This window comes from Halovulum sp. GXIMD14794, from assembly GCF_054457455.1.
The window spans coordinates 691,447-710,224 of the sequence record NZ_JBTLNF010000004.1 but is presented as its reverse complement, the minus strand read 5'-3'; the positions used below and the strand labels follow the sequence as shown (position 1 = coordinate 710,224).

The following is an 18,778-nucleotide window of genomic DNA, read 5'->3' as shown; positions in this document are numbered from 1 at the left end:
GCATCGGCCAAAGCCGTCCGTGGGGTATCTATCCGCTTCCCCTGCTGCTCTGCAAGGTATAGTAAGCGCGACCAAACGACCGGGAGAGGCAGATGAGCGGCAAGACGGGGATCGTGTCCTATCAGGGCGAGCCTGGAGCCTATTCGCACCAGGCCTGTATTGAGGCCGTTCCGCAGCTTGAACCGCACCCGATGCCGACCTTCGAAGGCGCCATCGACATGGTCCGCGCCGGTGAGGCGGACCTGGCGATGATCCCGGTCGAGAACTCTACCTACGGCCGTGTCGCCGACGTGCACCAGTTGCTGCCCGAATCCGGCCTGCATATCGTCGGTGAACACTTCGTGCGGGTTCACATCAACCTGCTGGGCGCGCCGGGTACCCGGCTGGAAGACGTGAAGCGGGCAATGTCGCACACAGTCCTTCTGGGGCAATGCCGCGGTTTCCTGAAGGCGCATGACATCGCGCGAGTCACGGGGTTCGATACCGCCGGCGCTGCCAAGCATGTGCGCGAGGCGGGCGATCCTTCGCTTGCCGCTCTGGCCTCGCCACTGGCTGGCGAGATCTATGGGCTGGACGTGCTGGCTGACGGCATCGAGGACAACCACCACAACACCACCCGCTTCCTTCTGATGGCGCCCGAGCCGCTGGAGCAGCCGCGCGGCGGTGACGTGGTTACCACGTTCGTCTTCCGAGTCCGCAACATTCCCGCCGCGCTCTACAAGGCGATGGGTGGGTTCGCGACCAATGGCGTGAACATGGTGAAGCTGGAGAGTTACATGGTGAACGGCTCGTTCACCGCGACCCAGTTCTACGCCGACATCGAGGGGCACCCCGAAGATCCGCCGGTCGCTCGTGCGCTTGAAGAGCTGAAGTACTTCACCTCGTATCTGAACGTGCTCGGGGTCTACCCGGCGGCAATGCGGCGTCACGAGGACTGAGCTCGGATCCCGGGGCCGCCGCTGGATGCCTCCGGCGGGAGTATTTGGGGATGAAGAAAGCGAGGGCGTTTAGGTGGCCCGTTCGCCGATGAGCCATGCGCTGCTAACCACAGGTATGCCGATGACGCGATGCGGAAACGCACGAGGGCGGCGCTCAGGCCGGGGCGTAGCGCGCCCCTGTTCTCCAGACCGCATGCTGCGGTTCAGGAGGTTTATTAACCATAACAACGTGATTCTGCCCAAAAATGAAGAAGCCACCGTCGTTTTCCTGCCCCATTACATGCCGATAACAGCAGGGAACCGAGACTGACGGAATAGAATAGATGGATCGAAATACCATACTCCTGATCATCGGCGCGATCTGGCTGATCGGTATGGTCCTTTTCCTCAAGGACTACCTGCTTGGCGAGCGCAAGGTCGATCGCAAGCGCGGCACGCCGACGTTGGAGCCGCGCACCAGACTGCGCCGCGACTGAGATCTCCCCTGACTGTGCGCTCTCGTCCCGCAGGAAACGCGCGGCGAGAGCGTCTTCTTTTCGGCGATCCGTAGCCTGCCACTGCGGCCTATGGCGGCTGCCGGTTCGCCAGAATGCCGGTGGTGCCTGCCATTGGGCAACGGGTCCGCTTGCGCCGACGGTGAGGCGGGTCTAAGCAGAACCCATGCCGCAACAAGCCATCGGGACCTCCCGCACCGCGACATCCGGTGCGATCGACAATCTGCGCGGGATTGCGTGGATGCTGGTCGCCGTCCTCATGGCCAGCGTCATGGCGGTCGCCGTCCGGGCGCTGAGCGTCGACGTCGACAGCCGCGCCATCGTGCTGGTCCGTGCGGTCATCATCGTCGCGTTGATCCTTGCCGTCCTGCCTTTCAGCAAGCAGTTGCGAAGCATGCGGTTCTCACGCCCCTGGCTCCATGTCGTTCGGGGCGCGTTGATCGGGATCGCCACGCAGCTCGGATTCTACACGCTGTCGCATGTGCCGCTGGCGACCGCATCGGTGCTGTTCTTCACCGCACCTATCTTCGCGACCATCCTCGCCGCGACCCTGCAGGGCGAGCGGGTCGGCCCGCGCCGCTGGGCCGCGGTCGCCACGGGCTTTGTCGGGGCGATCGTGATCCTGAGGCCCGGCGTGCAGGGATGGGATGCGGGAATGCTGGCGGCGCTGGCGTCCTCGGCCTGTTATGCGGTGGCACTGACCCAGTCGCGGGATCTGGCCGAGGCGGACGGGCCAGCGGCGGGACTGGTCTCGGCGAACGTGATGACGCTGATCGTCTCGGTTCCGGCGGGGTTGCCGGTGTGGTCGCTGCCGTCCACGCCGGGCTACTGGGCGATCCTGATGGTGCTGGTCGCGGCGGGGACGTTGCGCGGGCTGGCGGACATCCAGGCCTACCGGCATGGCGAGGCCTCGGTGCTGGCGCCGGTGACCTATCTGCGGATCGTCATCGTCGGGCTGGCGGGCTACCTGGTCTATAACGAGGTGATCGACGCGCCGACGCTGGTGGGGGCGGCGATCATCGTGTCATCGACGCTTTATATCGCGCAGCGCGAGGCGGTGCGGCGCCGGCGTTTGCGCGCGGCGTCGCGGGCACCCGGCGGGCCGGAGGCCTGAAAAAACGAAGGTCATGGGCCGGAGGCCTGAGGTTCAGAACTTCTTACGGGCCCGCAACGCGGCGGAGATCGTGCCGTCGTCCAGGTAGTCGAGCTCGCCGCCCACTGGGACGCCTTGCGCCAGCGAGGTGACCTCGACCGGCATCCGTTCCAACTGGTCGGCGATGTAATGCGCGGTGGTCTGGCCGTCGACAGTGGCGTTCAGCGCAAGGATCACCTCGGAGACATTGCCGGTCTCGACCCGCGCCACCAGCGCCGGGATCCGCAATTCGTCAGGGCCGACACCGTCGAGCGCCGACAGCACGCCGCCCAGAACATGGTAGCGGCCGCGGAAACTGCCGCCCCGCTCCATCGCCCAGAGATCGGCGACATCCTCGACCACGCAGAGCTCGGCATCCGAGCGCCGGGGATCGAGGCAGATCGCGCAGCGCGGACCGGTGCCGATATTACCGCAGATCTCGCACTCGCGGACGGTCGCGGCGACATCGGCCAAGGCGCGCGACAGCGGCTCCATCACCAGCTCGCGCTTCTTGATCATGGCCAGCACGGCCCTGCGGGCAGACCGGGGACCCAGCCCCGGCAGCCGGGCCATCAGGTCCACGAGCCGTTCGATTTCCTTGCCACCTTCACCCATGTCCCGGTGTTAGCCGGTTGGCATGGCGGGTCAAGCGTGGAATGCGATCAGGGATTGTCCCATTGCGCGACCACCTCGAAGCCCTCGGGCGCCGGCATGCCGTCGAGATGGTCGGCCATTCGGCCCCAGATCTCGCGCACGCGGGGCAGGCTTTCGCGTGCGTCGGTTTCGCTGGAGATCAGGGCGACGATGTAGCCCTCGCCGTCCTCGCGGATGGCGTTGACGAAATGCTTGATCCCCGGAAGGCTCATGATGTCGGATTTCATCGACTCGGCCTGCGCCGTCGCCGCTTCGACATGTCCGGGCTTGACCTTGTAGCGTGTTATGCGTGCGTACATCGCACCCTCCCCCTCGTGATCGTTACGCGGCCGGTTTGCTCCGGCCAGCGCCACAGTACCACAAGAGGGCCGCATCCCGGTCCGCAAAGCGGGGGAGCCGTCCTCTCAGAACGGCAGTTTCATTCCCGGCGGCAGATCCATGCCTTCGGTGACCTTGGCCATCTCGGCGCTGGCGGCTTCCGAGGCGCGGGCCTGCGCGTCCTTGATTGCCGCGAGGATCAGGTCTTCGGCGACTTCCTTGTCGTCTGGCGAGAAGATTGACGGATCGATATCCAGCCCGGTCAACTCGCCCTTGGCGGTCGCGGTGGCCTTCACCAACCCGGCACCGGACTCGCCGGTGACCGTGATCCGGTCGAGGCTTTCCTGCGCCTCGGCCATGCGCTGCTGCATCTCCTGCGCCTGTTTCATGATCTTGGCCATATCGCCAAGACCGCCCAGTCCCTTCAGCATATCAATGCCCCTTCGTTGCGGCGGATTGCGCCTCACATACTGTCGGCACCGGTGCGAGACAAGCCACGCGGCTCGGTCGTGCCTGTTGTCAGTCGAAATCGTCGAGTGGATCCCAGTCGTCGTCCGGCTCGGGCGGAGGAGCCGCATGCGCGTCCTCGGCCGGGGCCTCGTTGACGCGAATGTTGGCGTCGGTCACGCCGGGAAAGGCGGCCAGCACCGCCTGCAGCATCGGGTGGCGCATGGCCTGCCCTACGAGGTCGGTGCGCCGCTCGGCGCGTTCCTCGGCGATGGTCTTGCCGCCGCCCTCGCTGACGACCGAGACCGCCCAGCGGGCGCCGGTCCAGGTCTGGAGCTGGCGGCCGAGGCGCGCGGCAAGGTCCTGCGGCGCGCTTGCGGTCGGCTCGAACTCGATGCGCCCCGGTGCATAGCGGGCAAGGCGCAGGCCGGTCTCGACCTCGATCAGCAGGTGGACGTCCCGGCGGGTGCGGATCAGTTCGACCACATCGTCGAAACTGGCAAAGCGCGCCAGCGGATCGGCCTCGGCGCGCGGGGCGCGCTGGGCCTGCGCACGGGGCGCGTGGGTCATGCCGCCGGGCGCGCCGGCGCGGGCGTGCGCGGTCGGGCCGGACGCACCGCCCTGCGGAGCCGGAGCCGCCGGTGCCGGGCCTGGGGCGGGCGGCAGCGGCGGGTTCTCGGTCAACTGCCGGACCAGATCGCCCGGCGTCGGCAGGTCGGCCATGTGCGTCATGCGGATCACGGCCATTTCGGCGGCCATCATCGGGCTGGGGGCCGCGGAGACCTCCTCCAGCGCCTTCAGGCACATCTGCCACATCCGCGTCAGGATCCGCAGGCCGAGCCCGCCGGCCATCTCGCGGCCCCGGTCACGCTCGGCCGGCCCGATAGCGGGATCGTCGGCGGCTTCGGGGGTGATCTTCACCAGCGACAGCCAGTGGGCGATCTCGGCCAGGTCGCGCAGTACGGCCATCGGGTCGGCCCCGGCGGCGTATTGTTCCGACAGCTCGCCTAGCGCGCCGGGGGCGTCACCGGTCAAGATCATGTCGAAAAGGTCCATGACCCGGCCCCGGTCGGCGAGGCCCAGCATACCGCGGACCTGCTCGACCCCGACGCCGCCATGCCCGTGGGCTATCGCCTGGTCGAGCAGCGAGAGCGCATCGCGCACCGAACCTTCGGCGGCGCGGGCGACCAACGCCAGCGCGTCCGCGTCAACCTCGGCGCCTTCCTTCTGGGCGATGCCGGAGAGGTGCGCGATCATCACCTCGGGTTCGATCCGGCGCAGGTCGAAGCGCTGGCAGCGCGATAGCACGGTGACGGGCACCTTGCGGATCTCGGTCGTGGCGAAGATGAACTTTACGTGCTCGGGCGGTTCCTCGAGCGTCTTCAGCAGCGCGTTGAAAGCCGAGGTGGACAGCATGTGCACCTCGTCGATCACGTAGACCTTGAAGCGGGCCGAGGCCGCCCGGTAGTGCACGCTGTCGATGATCTCGCGGATGTCGTTGACGCCAGTGCGACTTGCGGCGTCCATTTCCAGCACGTCGACATGCCTGCCTTCGGTGATCGCCTTGCAGGGCTCGCACTCGCCGCAGGGATCTGTGGTCGGGCCGCCGTTGCCGTCCGGTCCGATGCAGTTGAGCCCTTTGGCGATGATCCGCGCGGTCGTGGTCTTACCGACCCCGCGCACCCCGGTCAGCACGAAGGCATGGGCGATGCGGTCGGCCTCGAACGCGTTGCGCAGGGTGCGCACCATCGCGTCCTGCCCGATCAGGTCGGCGAAGTTGGCTGGCCGGTATTTCCGGGCCAGAACCTGGTATGGCGTCGGGGAGGTCGCTTCCATGGGTTACCGCTATCAGGTTTCGGGCCGGGGTCAATCGCGGCGGCCGCGCAACGCCTCGTCCGAAATTAACTTCGTCAACATTTTGCCATAGGTTAACATAACGTAAACACAATATAGTGGCAGTGGGTGCAGATCGGCGACTGGATCGCGCACTCGCAAAAACAAGGTGCCGGTCGGACGCCCGACCGCAAGCACTGCTGGCGAGGCGGTTAACCAGGTGAGGAGTAGTACATGGCCCTGCTGCAATTTTATTCGATCGTCCCTGATGGTGGATCGCCTTCAAACGACTCTGATACCTACTTCACCGAAGATGAGCTGATTGACATTGTAGATCAGACGCTCAGCACCAGTGATCTGGATGGCACGCCATATGACGGCGCTGAGATCTATACCGAGACTATCACTGCGAAGGGTGGTGTGAACGCGCCGACTTACAATGTCATCGTTCTCGACGTGAATGGTGTCTACTACTACGCGGCAGCTGATGGCGGTACACTGCCGACCGACGTCAACTTTCGGTATGATGAACTTGCGAGCATCGACGGCGCCACTGGCCCCGTCGACGATGTCGTCATCTGCTTCGTTGCCGGGACGATGATCCTGACCCCGACCGGCGAGGTTCCGGTCGAGTCTCTTCAGCCCGGCGATACGGTGCTTACGCTTGACCACGGTCCGCAAACCGTCCGCTGGGTCGGGCGGCGCACCGTTTCAGCAAATGGGGAACTCGCTCCGGTGCGGATCGAGGCAGGGGCGATCGATGGACGGGTCCCGACTCGCGAACTGATGGTTTCGCCCTGGCACCGGATGATGATCTCAGGCTGGCGCGCCCAGGCGCTGTTCGGGGAGCCGGAGCTACTTGTGCCCGCGCGGGACCTGATAAATGACAAGACCATTCGCCCGGTGGAGGACATGAAGACGGTCGAATACGTGCATATCCTGTTCGACCGTCACGAGATCGTCTGGGCCGACGGCGCGCCGAGCGAGAGCTTCAATCCGGCAGAACTGGCACTCGAAAAGGTCGGCGAGGCCGTCCGCGGCGAGATCCTGACACTGTTCCCGGAATTGCGTGACGACTATACGGCCTTTGGGCGCTCGGCGCGCCCCACGGTTACCGGACGGGATGCGCGCGCGCTGTTCTGAGCGTATAGACTTAAACACAAAAACGTGAGCCCGCTGTAGAGATTCAGCGGGCTTCGCGCTTTTATTGTGCAGTCGATCAACTCAAAAATAATAATCCAGTTAATTTTACAACCATTGGTAGATTTTCATTAACAGTGCCACAAAGAAAACGTTGTTTATCATTCCTTAACCATATTTAACCGGCAACAGACGCCTTGCAGCAATCACGCGCGTACCAAGCGCGCGTTTCCGAAAACCAAAAATCGCCGCGGCTTGGTGTCGAGTGGCAAGAAACGTCTTTGAGTAAGGAAGTAAGATGGCAATTCTGGAGTTCTACCTTGCTGATCCGTCGGGGCAGGGTGCCGGGTCCGAGACCGAATTCGACCCGGCGCTGAGCGTCGATATTGGTGACAACGTACTTTCCAGCAGCGACCTGACTGGGACGCCGCTCGAAAACGGCAACTTCTACACGAATACCGTCGTGGCGAAGGACGGCGACAGCTACGACGTCGTCATTGTTGAGGCGACTGACGGAACGCTCTATTTCGCAAACGCCGATGGCGGTCAGCTCCCGGTTGACGAGAAATTCCGCAAGGACGTCCTCGATAACGTGGATAGTGCTACGCCGATCGACGGTGACGCTGGTATCGCCGTTTGCTTCGCCGCCGGCACCATGATCCGCACCCCCACGGGTGAAGTCGCCGTGGAGGCGCTCGTAGAGGGTGACCTGGTCCTAACCGCCGACCACGGTGCGCAGCCCGTGCGCTGGGTCGGCCGCCGTATGGCCACCGCGGCGGGCGAGCTTGCACCGATCCGCATCAAGGCCGGCGCCTTGGGAGAGCAGAGCCCGGCGCAGGACCTGCTGGTGTCGCCGTGGCACCGTGTCCTGGTCTCGGGCTGGAAGGCCCAGGCGCTGTTCGGTGAGTCGGAAGTGCTGATCCCCGCCCGCGACCTGGTCAACGACAGCGACATTCGCGTCGCCACCGACCTGGACACCGTCGAGTACGTGCACGTCCTGTTCGACCGTCACGAGATCATCTTCGGTAACGGCGCTCCGTCGGAAAGCTTCCATCCCGCCGAGATCGCGCTGGACAAGGTCGGCGAAGCGGTCCGCGAAGAAATCCTGAAACTGTTCCCCGAGCTTCGCTCGGACGTTCGGACCTATGGCCCGGCAGCGCGTGCGACGGTCACCGGCCGTCTCGCAAGCGCTCTGCGTTGAACTGAACATGCACGCGCGCCCGATAGGATCGGGCGCGCGGCGCAAACTCACCTGTGGTGATGGGTGAGAGGCTGGAAACGACCCGAACGGGGCTCGTTACGGCTGCTTCCTTCCGGACCTGACCGGGTTGGCGAGGCGCTCGCCCGCACCAACCTCTCAATTCCCCATATAGCGATCACGTTCCGCGGAGACAAGGACCCCAGCCCAGCTGGCCCTTGGCACGCCGTCCCTGCCTGCTAGAAGCAACCGGACAGGCAAGGGAGCGCGACATGTTCGACAGTGAAGACGTGCTGTTCGCCGGCGGCCGCATCGACCGCGCGGCGCATCTGCGGGGCAATGCAGAGACGCTGCTGGACGATCCGCGCACGCGGAGCATGGTGCTCTGGCGCGGCAAGGTGCTGTTCGAGGGCGAAGAAGCTCCGCGTCTCGCATGGCTGCCGCCCGATGCGCCGATTCTGGGCGATGCCGCCGAATCGCCGATCTTTCTTGGGCTTGAGGACGGAGCGCCCCGGTTCGCGCATGATATATCCGCCTGGATCGATCCAGCGGCGGCCACGGATACCGGGTTTGCCGATGTGACAGTGAACTGCCACCCCTCGGCCCCCGAGTACGGGTTTCTGGACCTGCGCGGCACGATGTCGAGGCTCGAGCCACAGGATGCTGGCGATGCCGCGGCGGCCAAGGGAATACTGGCCTGGCACGAGACGCACGGCTTCTGCGCGCGTTGCGGCGCGCCCTCCGAGGTGAGCCAGGCTGGCTGGCAGCGCAAGTGCCCGTCCTGCGGGGCGAGCCATTTCCCGCGCACCGATCCGGTCGTCATCATGCTGGTGCTGCACAAGGGCCGCCTGCTGATGGGACGTTCGCCCGCCTGGCCCGAGGATATGTATTCCCTGCTGGCCGGGTTCATGGAGCCGGGCGAGAGCATCGAGGCCGCCGTACGCCGCGAGGTAGTCGAGGAGACCGGGGTGAAGGTGGGCCGGGTGGGCTATCTCTCCAGCCAGCCTTGGCCGTTCCCCGCGTCGCTGATGATCGGTTGCTGGGCCGAGGCGTTGACCGACGAAATCACGCTGGACCCGATCGAGCTTCAGGATGCGTTCTGGATCTCCCGCGAGGAATTGCTGGCCGAGCGCCATGCCGAGACACCGCGTCTGAGGCCCGCGCGGAAGGGTGCCATCGCCCATTTCCTCATCGAGCACTGGCTGGCCGGGCGCATCGACCTGCCGTTCTAGCGATCAGAGCGCGGGGCAACCCAGAAGTTCGACCGGCTGCCCTTCTCCGAACATCGTCAGCCGAAGCGCGCTGCGGTCCAGTGCAAACGCGCCATCGCCGAAATACTCGACCGAGGCGTCGATCCGAAGGCCGCCTGAACCTGTGGATATCCGCTCGGGCGTGATCCAGACATCCTCGGCTCCGGTCTCGAAGACCACCATCTCGGGCTTGGCTGGAGTGCCGGGGTAGTCGAGTAGCGCGGTCATGGCGTAGCCGTCGCCCTCCGGGCGGATGGAACATCCCGCGCCCGAAAAACCCGCCGCCTTGGCCGAAACGGGGCGGCTCTGCCAGGCGGCCCGAATCTCGGCCTCATTGCCGCTTGCACCCGCCGGAATCGTCAGGCGGTCGCTGGAGACCGCCGGAATGCAGACATCCTCGCAGACGCCATATCCCATGCCAAGCACCAGCGAGATCGGCTGGGCCGGGTCCTTGGCCGCGATCTCGACCGGGAACACCACCTGGTCGTGGTAGCCCAGGGAGCGCATGCCATAGCTCTCGAAGATCTCGGGCGCGGGGAAGTGCACGGTCAGCCCGGCGAGGTTCTGCGAGCCGCTCCAGTCGAACTGCGGCGGGATGCCGGAGCCCTGGGGCGCGCGCCAGTAGGTCTTCCATCCGGGTTCAAGTGTGATCCGGATCCCGGCCATCCGCGTTCCGCGCTCGGTCTGCCATCCGGGAAGCAGCGTCATCTTGGCCATCTGGGCCACGGCGAGGCCCGGTGCGGCCGACGCAAGGACGGTCGAAAGCAGAAGAGCTGCGCGGATATGCGGTTTGGGCACGGTGCCTCGGTCGTTCCATTTGCGTTGCGAAATATCTAGGCATTGCGGCCGCGCATGGGAACTCACGTCTCGGTTAGCGCGACTTGAACGTCAGATGGCGCTTGATCGGTTCCCGGCCACACGCCATCTATTTGAGTATGAACGATACACCTGCCTTTCTCGAGGGCAAGCTGCTGGTCGCGATGCCCGGCATGGGGGACCTGCGGTTCGAACGTGCCGTGATCTTCATGTGCGCCCATTCCTCGGACGGGGCCATGGGGTTGATGGTCAACAAGCGCGCGGACGAGCTGACCTTTCCCGACCTGCTTCAACAGCTGGAAATTCCGATCTCGGGCCGGATCAAGGGTCCGCCGGTCTATTTCGGTGGCCCGGTGGAGCATGGCCGCGGGTTCGTGCTGCACTCGGGCGAGTATTCCGTCGAGGGTGCGACCATGCCTGTGCTGGGCGGGTTTGGCATGACCGCGACGCTGGACATCCTGCGCGACATCGCCGAGGGCAATGGTCCGCAAAGCAGCCTTCTGGCGCTGGGCTACGCGGGTTGGGGGCCGGGGCAACTGGAGCAGGAGTTCCAGGCGAACGGCTGGCTGACCTGCGATGCGGACGAAGCGCTGGTGTTCCACACCCGGCCCGAGGACCGCTGGGCCAGCGCGATGGAGCGGATCGGCATCGACCCGCGCCTGCTGTCGGCCGAGGGTGGTCGGGCCTGATATTTCGCAGTGATTACTCGGCGTCGCCGGGACGCGGCGCGGCTGCGCGGCGCAGCCGGTCATTGATCGCCCGACCCAGACCGGTGTCCGGTATCGGGTCCACCAGCACGCGGTCCATCCCCGCCTCGCGCGCCATCGCATCGAGGCTGTGCAGATGTGCGAAGAGGTTCGCCGCCGCCTCGACCAGATCGCCGCTTTCCGAAAGGCTCAGCCCCCGCCGGCCTTCGAGCGGGCCGAAGGCCAGCCACAGCGCGCCCGCATCCGCAACGTCGGTATTCAGCAGCAGTTGCACGCCCGGCGCATAGTGAGAGCTCATCTGCCCCGGCGCGGTAATCCCCTCGGCCTCGGCCGGTCCCGAGACGGGGCGACGCAGCGCGGTCTCGATTGCCTCGGCGGGCAGTCCGCCGGGACGCAGCAGGCGCGGCACGCCGTCTGTCAGACCGACGATGGTGGACTCGAGCCCGACTCCCGTCTGTCCGTCGTCGACCACCCCGGCGACGCGACCGCCGAGCGTTTCCAGTACATGATCCGCCGTCGTGGGGCTGATCTTGCCGGACGCATTGGCCGAAGGTGCGGCCAGCGGCCCGCCGAAACTGCGGAGAAGTGCCTGTGCAGTCTTGTGCGCAGGCACCCGGATCGCGACGCTTGGCAGGCCTGCAGTCACAAGGTCGGCCAGCGGACCGCCGGGCCGGCGCGGCAGTACCAGCGTCAGCGGGCCGGGCCAGAAGGCGTCGGCAAGGATCTCGGCGTCGTGGTCGAACTCGGCCAGCGCCTCGGCGGCAGCGCGGTCGGGGACGTGGACGATCAACGGATTGAACCGGGGCCGGCCCTTGGCGTCGAAGATGCCCGCAACCGCCCGGTCGTCGGTGGCGTCCGCGCCCAGCCCGTAGACCGTCTCGGTCGGGAATGCGACCAGCCGCCCATCGCGCAGCATCGCTGCCGCGGCGCGAAGTCCGCGGTCTGTGGCGCTCAGCCGGATCGTGTTCTCGGACGGCGGGTGCTTCATGACGCAGCGTCGGTCCTTGTCCACCAGTGGGGCGGGCTCTACGGTTCGGGCCTGCGGTATGAGAGGTAATGCGCCGCGTGACAAGCGGCAATCGGGAGGACGGGATGACCTATCGCGCGCCGATCCGCGACATGCGGTTCTATCTGGACACGGTTCTGGGAGGCCATCGGCTGGCCGCCACCGAGCGCTATGCCGAGGCGACGTCCGACACCGCCGACGCCATCCTGGCCGAGGCCGCGCGCCTGGCCGAGGATGTGCTGGCGCCGCTGAACCGGGCGGGCGACCTGCATCCGGCCTACCTCGAGAACGGTGTCGTGCGGACCTCTCCGGGCTATGCCGATGGCTACCGCGCCATCGCCGAGGGCGGCTGGGTGGGCATCTCCGGCGATCCCGAATGGGGCGGCATGGGTCTGCCGATGACCGTGACCTCTTGTGTGAACGAGATGCTTGGCAGCGCTTGCCTGTCGCTGTCGCTGTGCCCGCTGCTGACCCAGGGCCAGATCGAGGCGCTGGAGCATCACGCGGACGATGCCTTGCGCGACCTCTACCTGCCCAAGCTGAACTCGGGCGAGTGGACCGGCACGATGAACCTGACAGAGCCGCAGGCGGGCTCGGACGTTGGCGCGCTGCGCAGCCGGGCCGAGCCGAACGACGACGGCACCTATGCGGTGAGCGGACAGAAGATCTACATCTCCTGGGGCGATCACGACGTGGCCGGGAACGTCTGTCACCTGGTGCTCGCGCGCCTGCCGGACGGGGTGCCAGGGACCAAGGGCATCAGCCTGTTCCTGGTGCCGAAATACATTCCGGACACAGAAGGCAATCCGGGGCAGGCCAACAGCCTGTCGGTCGTATCGCTCGAGCACAAGATGGGCCTGCATGGCTCGCCGACGGCGGTGATGCAGTTTGACGGCGCGAAAGGCTGGCTCGTCGGCAAGCCGCATGGCGGGATGGCGGCGATGTTCACGATGATGAACAACGCCCGCCTCGGCGTCGGCGTCGAGGGACTGAGCCAGGCCGAGGCCGCCTATCAGAAGGCGCTGTCCTATGCGCTGGAGCGAAAGCAGGGCAAGCCGATGGTTGCGGGCGGTACCGGTACGATCCTTGATCATGCCGACGTGCGTCGGATGCTGATGACGATGAAGGCGCAGACCGCGATGGCGCGGGCAATCTGCCTCGACTGCGCGCTGAGCCTCGACATGACCAAGGCGGGACAGGGCGACGACTGGGCTGCGCGGGGCGCATTTCTCACTCCGATCGCTAAGGCCTTCGGCACCGACACCGGCTGCCGCGTCTCGGAGCTTGGCGTTCAGGTGCACGGCGGCATGGGTTTCATCGAGGAAACCGGCGCGGCGCAATTCTACCGCGATGTCCGCGTGACCGCGATCTACGAGGGCACCAACGGCATCCAGGCGATGGACCTCGTGGCGCGCAAGCTGATGGACGGCGGCGCGGCAGCGCGGGCGCTCCTGGACGAGGTCTCGGCCACCGTTGCGGCTGCGGGCGGCGTGCCGGAACTGGCCGAAGGGTTGAAGGCGGCGGCCGATGCGCTTGCCGCGTCGCTCGATGATATGCTGGCTGCTGAGGATCTGAACGACCGTTTCGCCGGGGCCGCGCCGTTCCTGCGCGCCTTCGCGTTGGTACTGGGCGGGCACTACCTGCTCAAGGCCGGGCTGGCCGAGGCCGACCGCCTGCCGCTCGCGCGCTTCGCGATTCTACAAATGCTGCCCGAGGTGCCGGCGCTCTGCACTGCCGCCGGGGCAGGGGCGGCGGATCTCTACGCGCTCGACGCCGACGCGCTGGCCTCCTGAGCATGGACGGCGGATTGGACGACCTGCGCTTCCCGCACGACAGTCCGCCCGCCTCGGGCGAGGCGCAGGAGGTCGCGCCGGGCATCCTGTGGATGCGCCTTCCGCTGCCGATGAAGCTGGATCACGTCAACGTCTACGCGCTGGACGAAGGGGACGGCTGGACATTGATCGACACCGGCTTCCACTCCGGGAAGTCCCGCGCGCTGTGGGAGAACCTGCTGACTGGTCCGCTTGCGGGAAAGCCGGTGACGAAAGTCGTGCTGACCCATCACCACCCGGATCACGTCGGCATGGCGGGCTGGTTCGCCGCGCACGGTGCAGAAATCTGGGCCACCCGTACCGCCTGGCTGATGGCGCGTATGTTGACGCTCGATGTGCAGGAAAAGGCGACCGAGCCGCAGATCGAGTTCCTGCGCAGCGCCGGCATGCCCGCGCCGCTGCTTCAGAAACGCATCTCTGAACGCCCGTTCAATTTCTCGGACGTCGTGCACTCGATCCCGCTGGGCTTCCGCCGGATCGGCGAGGGCGACGTGGTCGAAATGGGTGGCAGGGCCTGGACGGTGCGGCTGGGCAACGGGCACGCGCCGGATCACGCGACCTTCTGGTCCTTGGACGGGACGCTCGTTCTGGCGGGCGACCAGGTGCTGCCGGGGATATCGCCGAACCTCGGCGTCTATCCGACCGAGCCCGAGGCCGACCCGGTCGGCGAATGGCTGGACAGTTGCCAGCGCCTGAAGCTGCTGGCGACGGATCGGCACTACGTCCTGCCGGGGCACAAGCTGCCATTCTATGGCCTGCCCGAACGGCTGGAGCAGTTGATCGGAAATCACCACGGCGCGCTCGCCCGGCTTGAGAAGCACCTGAGCGTCGAGCGGACCGCGCACGAGTGCTTCCCGGCGCTCTACCGGCGCGAGATCGGCGAAGGAGAGTATGGGCTGGCGTTGGTCGAGGCGGTGGGCCATCTGAACCACCTGCACCGGCTGGGCTGTATCGCACGACGACGCCGCAATGACGGCGCCTGGGCCTGGAGACTTGCGGAATCCACGGATTGCGCGTGACAATCCCCTGCGCTTTTCGTAATGGAGCGGCAACGCTAGGCTTTGCAACCGGAGACCATGACATGTCGGAATACGAGCACGGCAAGATGGACATCACCGAACAGGAAAAGACCTTTGAGGGGTTCATCAAGTTCTGGATCTGGCTGTTCGGCCTCAGCGCCGGCATTCTGATCTTCCTGGCGATCTTCAATTCCTGATGGAACGCGCCTCGCGGCGCATTCTCAGTGGGGCGCTGGCGGCGTGGATGATCCTGGTCGCCGCGCCCGTGTGGTCCGTTGATTCGACCACCGTCGGCCGTTTCGTTCGGCTCAGCGACCGGTTTCACGCACAACTTCCGAATTCCCCGATCGCCGGCTTCGATGCCGGTCAGCGGCAGTCCCGTGCCGTGTGCATCTTGACACGTTTCGAATCAGGTTTCGGCAGCGGCGGCGTCTCGGCATTGATGAAGCTGATGGACGTGCTATCGAAAGACGCGCAGTTCGACGACCGGACCATCGTCGCCTTCGACGAGCGGTACGGCCCGGACTACAGACGGATACAGGAGGAGTGCACGCGCGCGGCGCGAAGCTCCTGACGAAGGAATCGCCCATGCGTCTTGTACGCCTGTTTGCCCCGGTGCTGCTGTTGATGACCGTGGCCGGCTGCGCGGTGGAAGAGGCCGCCCCCTACGAAGAGATCTCGCGCGCGCGTCACGTCTCGGACGAAGAACCATATGTCGCGGTCGTCTCGATGGTCTCGAACAAGTCCGACAGGGCGGCGCATACGGCGCTTTTCATTAACGCCTCCGAAAGGGTGATCTACGACCCTGCGGGTACATTTCAGCATGACTCGATGCCGGAACGCGGCGACATTCACTATGGTGCGACTGATCGTATGATCGACTACTACGAGCGCTACCACGCCAGGTTCTCGCATCATGTGCATGTGCAGAAGATCTACGTCTCCCGCGACGTGGCCGAACAGACGTTGCGCCGCGCACAGGCGCAGGGTCCGTCCCCGAAATCCTTCTGCACAACGCACACGATCAAGGTTCTGAACGACGTCGACGGGCTGCCGCAGTTCGAGTCGAGCTTCTACCCTGAAAAGCTGCGTTCGCAGGTCGCCCGGATGCTGCAGGTCGAAGACCGCTACGTCTACGAGTATGATACCGCCAAGGAGCTCCCGCCCGAAGCGCGCGGGGCGATTAACTGATGGACGCAGCCGGTCGTCTCGCCCTCGTCGTCGTTCTGATCGTTTCGCTCCTGTTCGGCGCGCTCTGGTTCCTGCGCACCGATTTCATATACCTGTTCACAACGACCGAGGCGGGACCGGCAGACCTGCCGCGTACGTCGGTTGAGCTGCTGCCTGCGCATGGTGACGACCCCGCGCTCGAGGTCTGGGTCACCCAGCCCGAAACCGAAGCGCATCCAATCTTCGTCTATTTCATGGGGGACGTGGGTGCGCTGTCGGTCTACGAGCCGCGGCTGCGCGACATCGCCGACGCCGGTTTCGGCATCGCCGCGATGGCCTACCGAGGCGGTGGCGCTCAACCCGGCGAGCCTTCGGAAGAGGCTTTGTTCCGCGACGCCCGCCGTCTCTTCGCCGGGCTGGACGATCTGTTCGGCCGCCCCATCGACGAGAACAAGCGCGTGATCTACGGCTTCTCTCTGGGCGCCGCCATTGCCGCACGTCTGGCAGCAGAGCAGGAAGAATTGACCGTGATCCTCGAAGCGCCGTTCACTCGGCTGTGCGAGGCGACGTCGGGCCTGATCGGTCTTCTTCCCGGGTGCTGGATGCTGGCGGGCGAGGAGTACGAGGTTCTCGGCCATATTGGTGACGTGGATGCTCCGCTGATGATCCTGCACGGGGCGGGCGACGACCGGGTGCCGCTGGAGCAGGCCGAGGAGCTGTTCGATGCGGCTAAGGAACCGAAGTTCATCCGGGTCTACGAAGGCGGCGGACACGAGGACCTCGGGCGCTTCGGTGCGACCGAAGACATGCTGACCTTCGTCCGCGTCCTCGCAGGGATGCGCTGAGCCTCAGCGGATCACCGGAAGCTCGACAGGCCCGGCGTCGGTCAGCAGTTCCTGCCGCGGCCCATCCAGAACCACGCACGAGAGGTTCCCGGTGAACACTGCCCCGGTATCGACCGCGATCCGGTTGCCACGGTTTTCGACCCGCTCGACGATCGTATGCCCGTGAACGACGATCCCCGGATGCTGGCGTGGGTCCGAGAGGAACGGCTCCCGGATCCAGATCAGGTCCGTCAGCTGCTGGCTCGCGACCGGTACGCCGGGCTGGATCCCGGCATGGGCGAAGATGTAGTCGCCCAGTTCCACCAGCCTTTCGGCGCGCTTCAGGAAGGCGACATGCGCCTCGGGCACGGCCTTGGCGAAGTCTTCGCGCGCGCGGCGTTGACCGAAGGCGCCGACCCGGACCCCGTAGGAGGCCAGCGTCTGTGTCCCGCCCAGGTTCCGGTTCAGCCAGTCCATGCGCGGTGTTTCGGCGTCAGGAATCGCGTCGAGATACTCGAGGAAGAGGAAGTCATGATTGCCCAGCAGGAACGCCGTCGGGACAGGCCCTTGTTCCAGTTCGATCAGCCGGTCGATCACGCCGCGCGTGTCCGGTCCCCGGTCGCCATAGTCGCCGAGGAAGATGATCAGCGGCTTGTCGTGCGGTCGCCGGTCAAGATCATCCGCGATGCGCTCGAGCATACCGTCCAGCAGGTCGAGGCATCCGTGGATATCGCCGATCGCATAAATCCGCCGCCGGTCGGTTCCGGGCATGGTTCCAAATCCTGAGCTTGAAAACGACAAAGCCCCGCGGCTTGCGCCCGGGGCCCGTCTCGGCGGGCGCGAAGGCCCGCAACGCGTGGCAATGCCGGCTTAGAGAAGCCCTTCGCGCTGTGCTTTCTTACGCGCGAGCTTGCGCGCGCGGCGAACGGCCTCGGCCTTTTCGCGAGCTTTCTTAACCGAGGGTTTCTCGAAATGCTGCCGAAGCTTCATCTCACGGAACACACCCTCGCGCTGAAGTTTCTTCTTCAGAGCCCGGAGCGCCTGGTCGACATTGTTGTCGCGTACCTGTACCTGCACTGGTTTTCACCACCTTTCCGCGGTTGGAGTTTCGATACTTCGCAGGAGCGCGCTATATAACAACCGCAAGACGGCCTGTCCACACCCGGACAGGAGATTCCACACCCCAAGCCGGAGACCGAGCATGACCGAGGAGACAAAGCCACAGGCCGACCCCGTCACCGAGGTGCGCGACGCCGTTCTGGCCGCCGCACTGCCCAATGTCGTCTTCGACGGTTGGACGGATCGCACCCTCGCCGATGCCGTCCGCAGCGCCGAGGTCGACCCGGCGCTTGCGCGTCTCGCCTTCCCACGTGGCGGCATCGACCTGGCGATGGCGTTCCATATGGCCAACGATGACGAACTGGCGCGTCGACTTGCCTCCGAGGACCTGGCTCATATGCGCTACTCCGAGCGGGTCGCCCATGCCATCGCAACCCGACTCGAGATCGCCGCCCCGCACCGGGAAGCCGTCCGCCGCGGCGCCGCCCTCTTTGCCTTGCCGATCCACGCAGCGGATGGCGCGCGGGCGGTCTGGCACACCGCAGACACGATCTGGAATGCGCTGGGCGACAGCTCGGACGATGTGAACTGGTACACGAAGCGCATGACGCTGTCGGGTGTCTATTCCTCCTGCGTGCTCTACTGGCTGGGCGATGACAGCCCGAACCATATCGACACGCTGGGCTTCATCGACCGGCGGATCGAGAACGTGATGCAGTTCGAAAAGGTGAAAGCGGCGGTTCGTGACAATCCCCTGGGACGCGCGTTCATGGCCGGTCCGGGCCGTATTCTGGGCGGCATCCGCGCCCCCGGCTCGCGCGGTGCGGATCTGCCTGGACGCTGGCGGCACTAGCCGCCCGCGCGGGGTTGCACCCGGCGGATCGCGGCGCGAAGATGCGCGCCGCATGAAGGCCGGCATTTGTCCGGCCGCAGATCCCGGG

22 protein-coding genes and 1 other RNA gene are annotated in these 18,778 nt (G+C 65.7%); 14 read left to right on the top strand and 9 right to left on the bottom strand.

Annotated elements, in window-relative coordinates; all coding sequences use genetic code 11:
• The first annotated feature begins 92 nt into the window (after positions 1–92).
• The 3 genes from ACW9UR_RS10165 (at position 93) to ACW9UR_RS10155 (ending at position 2,546) form a co-directional block, all read left to right on the top strand.
• Positions 93–938 (top strand): prephenate dehydratase, encoded by an 846-nt coding sequence (locus ACW9UR_RS10165; RefSeq protein WP_458916846.1) that lies wholly within the window; start codon positions 93–95, stop codon positions 936–938.
• Positions 939–1,261: 323 nt separating this feature from the next.
• Positions 1,262–1,414 (top strand): hypothetical protein, encoded by a 153-nt coding sequence (locus tag ACW9UR_RS10160; RefSeq protein ID WP_458916845.1) that lies wholly within the window; start codon positions 1,262–1,264, stop codon positions 1,412–1,414.
• A gap of 184 nt (positions 1,415–1,598) precedes the next feature.
• The gene (locus ACW9UR_RS10155; RefSeq protein WP_458916844.1) at positions 1,599–2,546 is read left to right on the top strand and encodes a DMT family transporter; all 948 of its coding nucleotides are present in this window, start codon (positions 1,599–1,601) and stop codon (positions 2,544–2,546) included.
• Positions 2,547–2,579: 33 nt separating this feature from the next.
• On the opposite strand, the gene recR is transcribed toward ACW9UR_RS10155, so the two are convergent.
• The 4 genes from recR to ACW9UR_RS10135 form a co-directional block, all read right to left on the bottom strand.
• Positions 2,580–3,179 (bottom strand): recombination mediator RecR, encoded by a 600-nt coding sequence (gene recR / locus ACW9UR_RS10150; RefSeq protein WP_458916843.1) that lies wholly within the window; start codon positions 3,177–3,179, stop codon positions 2,580–2,582.
• 47 nt (positions 3,180–3,226) lie between these two features.
• Entirely contained in the window at positions 3,227–3,517 is a 291-nt protein-coding gene (locus ACW9UR_RS10145; protein WP_458916842.1) for a hypothetical protein, read from the bottom strand.
• Positions 3,518–3,622: 105 nt separating this feature from the next.
• Positions 3,623–3,967: a YbaB/EbfC family nucleoid-associated protein gene (locus tag ACW9UR_RS10140; protein ID WP_458916841.1), complete on the bottom strand. Its 345-nt coding sequence runs from the start codon at positions 3,965–3,967 to the stop codon at positions 3,623–3,625.
• Between the two features lie 88 nt (positions 3,968–4,055).
• On the bottom strand, positions 4,056–5,819 hold the full coding sequence (locus tag ACW9UR_RS10135) for a DNA polymerase III subunit gamma/tau (RefSeq protein ID WP_458916840.1): 1,764 nt from the start codon (positions 5,817–5,819) through the stop codon (positions 4,056–4,058).
• A gap of 231 nt (positions 5,820–6,050) precedes the next feature.
• On the opposite strand from ACW9UR_RS10135, the gene ACW9UR_RS10130 reads away from it, so the two are divergent.
• Positions 6,051–6,959 carry a Hint domain-containing protein gene (locus ACW9UR_RS10130; protein WP_458916839.1) on the top strand — a complete coding sequence of 303 codons (909 nt, stop codon included), beginning with the start codon at positions 6,051–6,053 and terminating at the stop codon, positions 6,957–6,959.
• A 295-nt stretch (positions 6,960–7,254) separates the two neighbouring features.
• A complete protein-coding gene (locus tag ACW9UR_RS10125; RefSeq protein ID WP_458916838.1) occupies positions 7,255–8,157 on the top strand; it encodes a Hint domain-containing protein in 903 nt (300 codons plus the stop codon).
• 61 nt (positions 8,158–8,218) lie between these two features.
• On the opposite strand, the gene ffs is transcribed toward ACW9UR_RS10125, so the two are convergent.
• Positions 8,219–8,316, bottom strand: an RNA gene (gene ffs / locus ACW9UR_RS10120) — signal recognition particle sRNA small type.
• Between the two features lie 110 nt (positions 8,317–8,426).
• Between ffs and nudC the strand changes: the two genes are divergently transcribed.
• Entirely contained in the window at positions 8,427–9,386 is a 960-nt protein-coding gene (nudC, locus tag ACW9UR_RS10115; protein ID WP_458916837.1) for an NAD(+) diphosphatase, read from the top strand.
• A gap of 3 nt (positions 9,387–9,389) precedes the next feature.
• On the opposite strand, the gene ACW9UR_RS10110 is transcribed toward nudC, so the two are convergent.
• Entirely contained in the window at positions 9,390–10,202 is an 813-nt protein-coding gene (locus tag ACW9UR_RS10110; protein WP_458916836.1) for a protein-disulfide reductase DsbD domain-containing protein, read from the bottom strand.
• A gap of 137 nt (positions 10,203–10,339) precedes the next feature.
• Between ACW9UR_RS10110 and ACW9UR_RS10105 the strand changes: the two genes are divergently transcribed.
• Positions 10,340–10,909, top strand: coding sequence for a YqgE/AlgH family protein (locus tag ACW9UR_RS10105; protein ID WP_458916835.1), 570 nt, complete (start codon positions 10,340–10,342; stop codon positions 10,907–10,909).
• Between the two features lie 13 nt (positions 10,910–10,922).
• Here the strand turns inward: ACW9UR_RS10105 and ACW9UR_RS10100 are convergent, their stop codons facing one another.
• Entirely contained in the window at positions 10,923–11,915 is a 993-nt protein-coding gene (locus ACW9UR_RS10100) for an L-threonylcarbamoyladenylate synthase (RefSeq protein WP_458916834.1), read from the bottom strand.
• 104 nt (positions 11,916–12,019) lie between these two features.
• Here ACW9UR_RS10100 and ACW9UR_RS10095 point away from each other — a divergent pair, with 104 nt between their 5' ends.
• The 6 genes from ACW9UR_RS10095 to ACW9UR_RS10070 all read left to right on the top strand — a co-directional run bounded on the left by ACW9UR_RS10095 (position 12,020) and on the right by ACW9UR_RS10070 (position 16,799).
• A complete protein-coding gene (locus ACW9UR_RS10095) occupies positions 12,020–13,726 on the top strand; it encodes an acyl-CoA dehydrogenase (protein ID WP_458916833.1) in 1,707 nt (568 codons plus the stop codon).
• 2 nt (positions 13,727–13,728) lie between these two features.
• Positions 13,729–14,784, top strand: a complete 1,056-nt coding sequence (locus ACW9UR_RS10090) for an MBL fold metallo-hydrolase (RefSeq protein WP_458916832.1) — start codon at positions 13,729–13,731, stop codon at positions 14,782–14,784.
• A 62-nt stretch (positions 14,785–14,846) separates the two neighbouring features.
• Positions 14,847–14,981 carry an aa3-type cytochrome c oxidase subunit IV gene (locus ACW9UR_RS10085; protein ID WP_458916831.1) on the top strand — a complete coding sequence of 45 codons (135 nt, stop codon included), beginning with the start codon at positions 14,847–14,849 and terminating at the stop codon, positions 14,979–14,981.
• Complete coding sequence (locus ACW9UR_RS10080; protein ID WP_458916830.1) at positions 14,981–15,358, top strand: hypothetical protein; 378 nt, start codon at positions 14,981–14,983, stop codon at positions 15,356–15,358. Before ACW9UR_RS10085 ends, ACW9UR_RS10080 begins: the two co-directional genes overlap by 1 nt.
• 14 nt (positions 15,359–15,372) lie before the next feature.
• Positions 15,373–15,975 (top strand): hypothetical protein, encoded by a 603-nt coding sequence (locus tag ACW9UR_RS10075; protein WP_458916829.1) that lies wholly within the window; start codon positions 15,373–15,375, stop codon positions 15,973–15,975.
• Positions 15,975–16,799, top strand: coding sequence for an alpha/beta hydrolase (locus ACW9UR_RS10070; RefSeq protein ID WP_458916828.1), 825 nt, complete (start codon positions 15,975–15,977; stop codon positions 16,797–16,799). Before ACW9UR_RS10075 ends, ACW9UR_RS10070 begins: the two co-directional genes overlap by 1 nt.
• A 3-nt stretch (positions 16,800–16,802) precedes the next feature.
• Here the strand turns inward: ACW9UR_RS10070 and ACW9UR_RS10065 are convergent, their stop codons facing one another.
• Positions 16,803–17,549: a metallophosphoesterase gene (locus ACW9UR_RS10065; protein WP_458916827.1), complete on the bottom strand. Its 747-nt coding sequence runs from the start codon at positions 17,547–17,549 to the stop codon at positions 16,803–16,805.
• Between the two features lie 99 nt (positions 17,550–17,648).
• On the bottom strand, positions 17,649–17,855 hold the full coding sequence (gene rpsU, locus ACW9UR_RS10060) for a 30S ribosomal protein S21 (protein WP_161860351.1): 207 nt from the start codon (positions 17,853–17,855) through the stop codon (positions 17,649–17,651).
• Positions 17,856–17,979: 124 nt separating this feature from the next.
• Between rpsU and ACW9UR_RS10055 the strand changes: the two genes are divergently transcribed.
• Positions 17,980–18,690 carry a COQ9 family protein gene (locus tag ACW9UR_RS10055; RefSeq protein WP_458916826.1) on the top strand — a complete coding sequence of 237 codons (711 nt, stop codon included), beginning with the start codon at positions 17,980–17,982 and terminating at the stop codon, positions 18,688–18,690.
• The last annotated feature ends 88 nt before the right edge of the window (positions 18,691–18,778 follow it).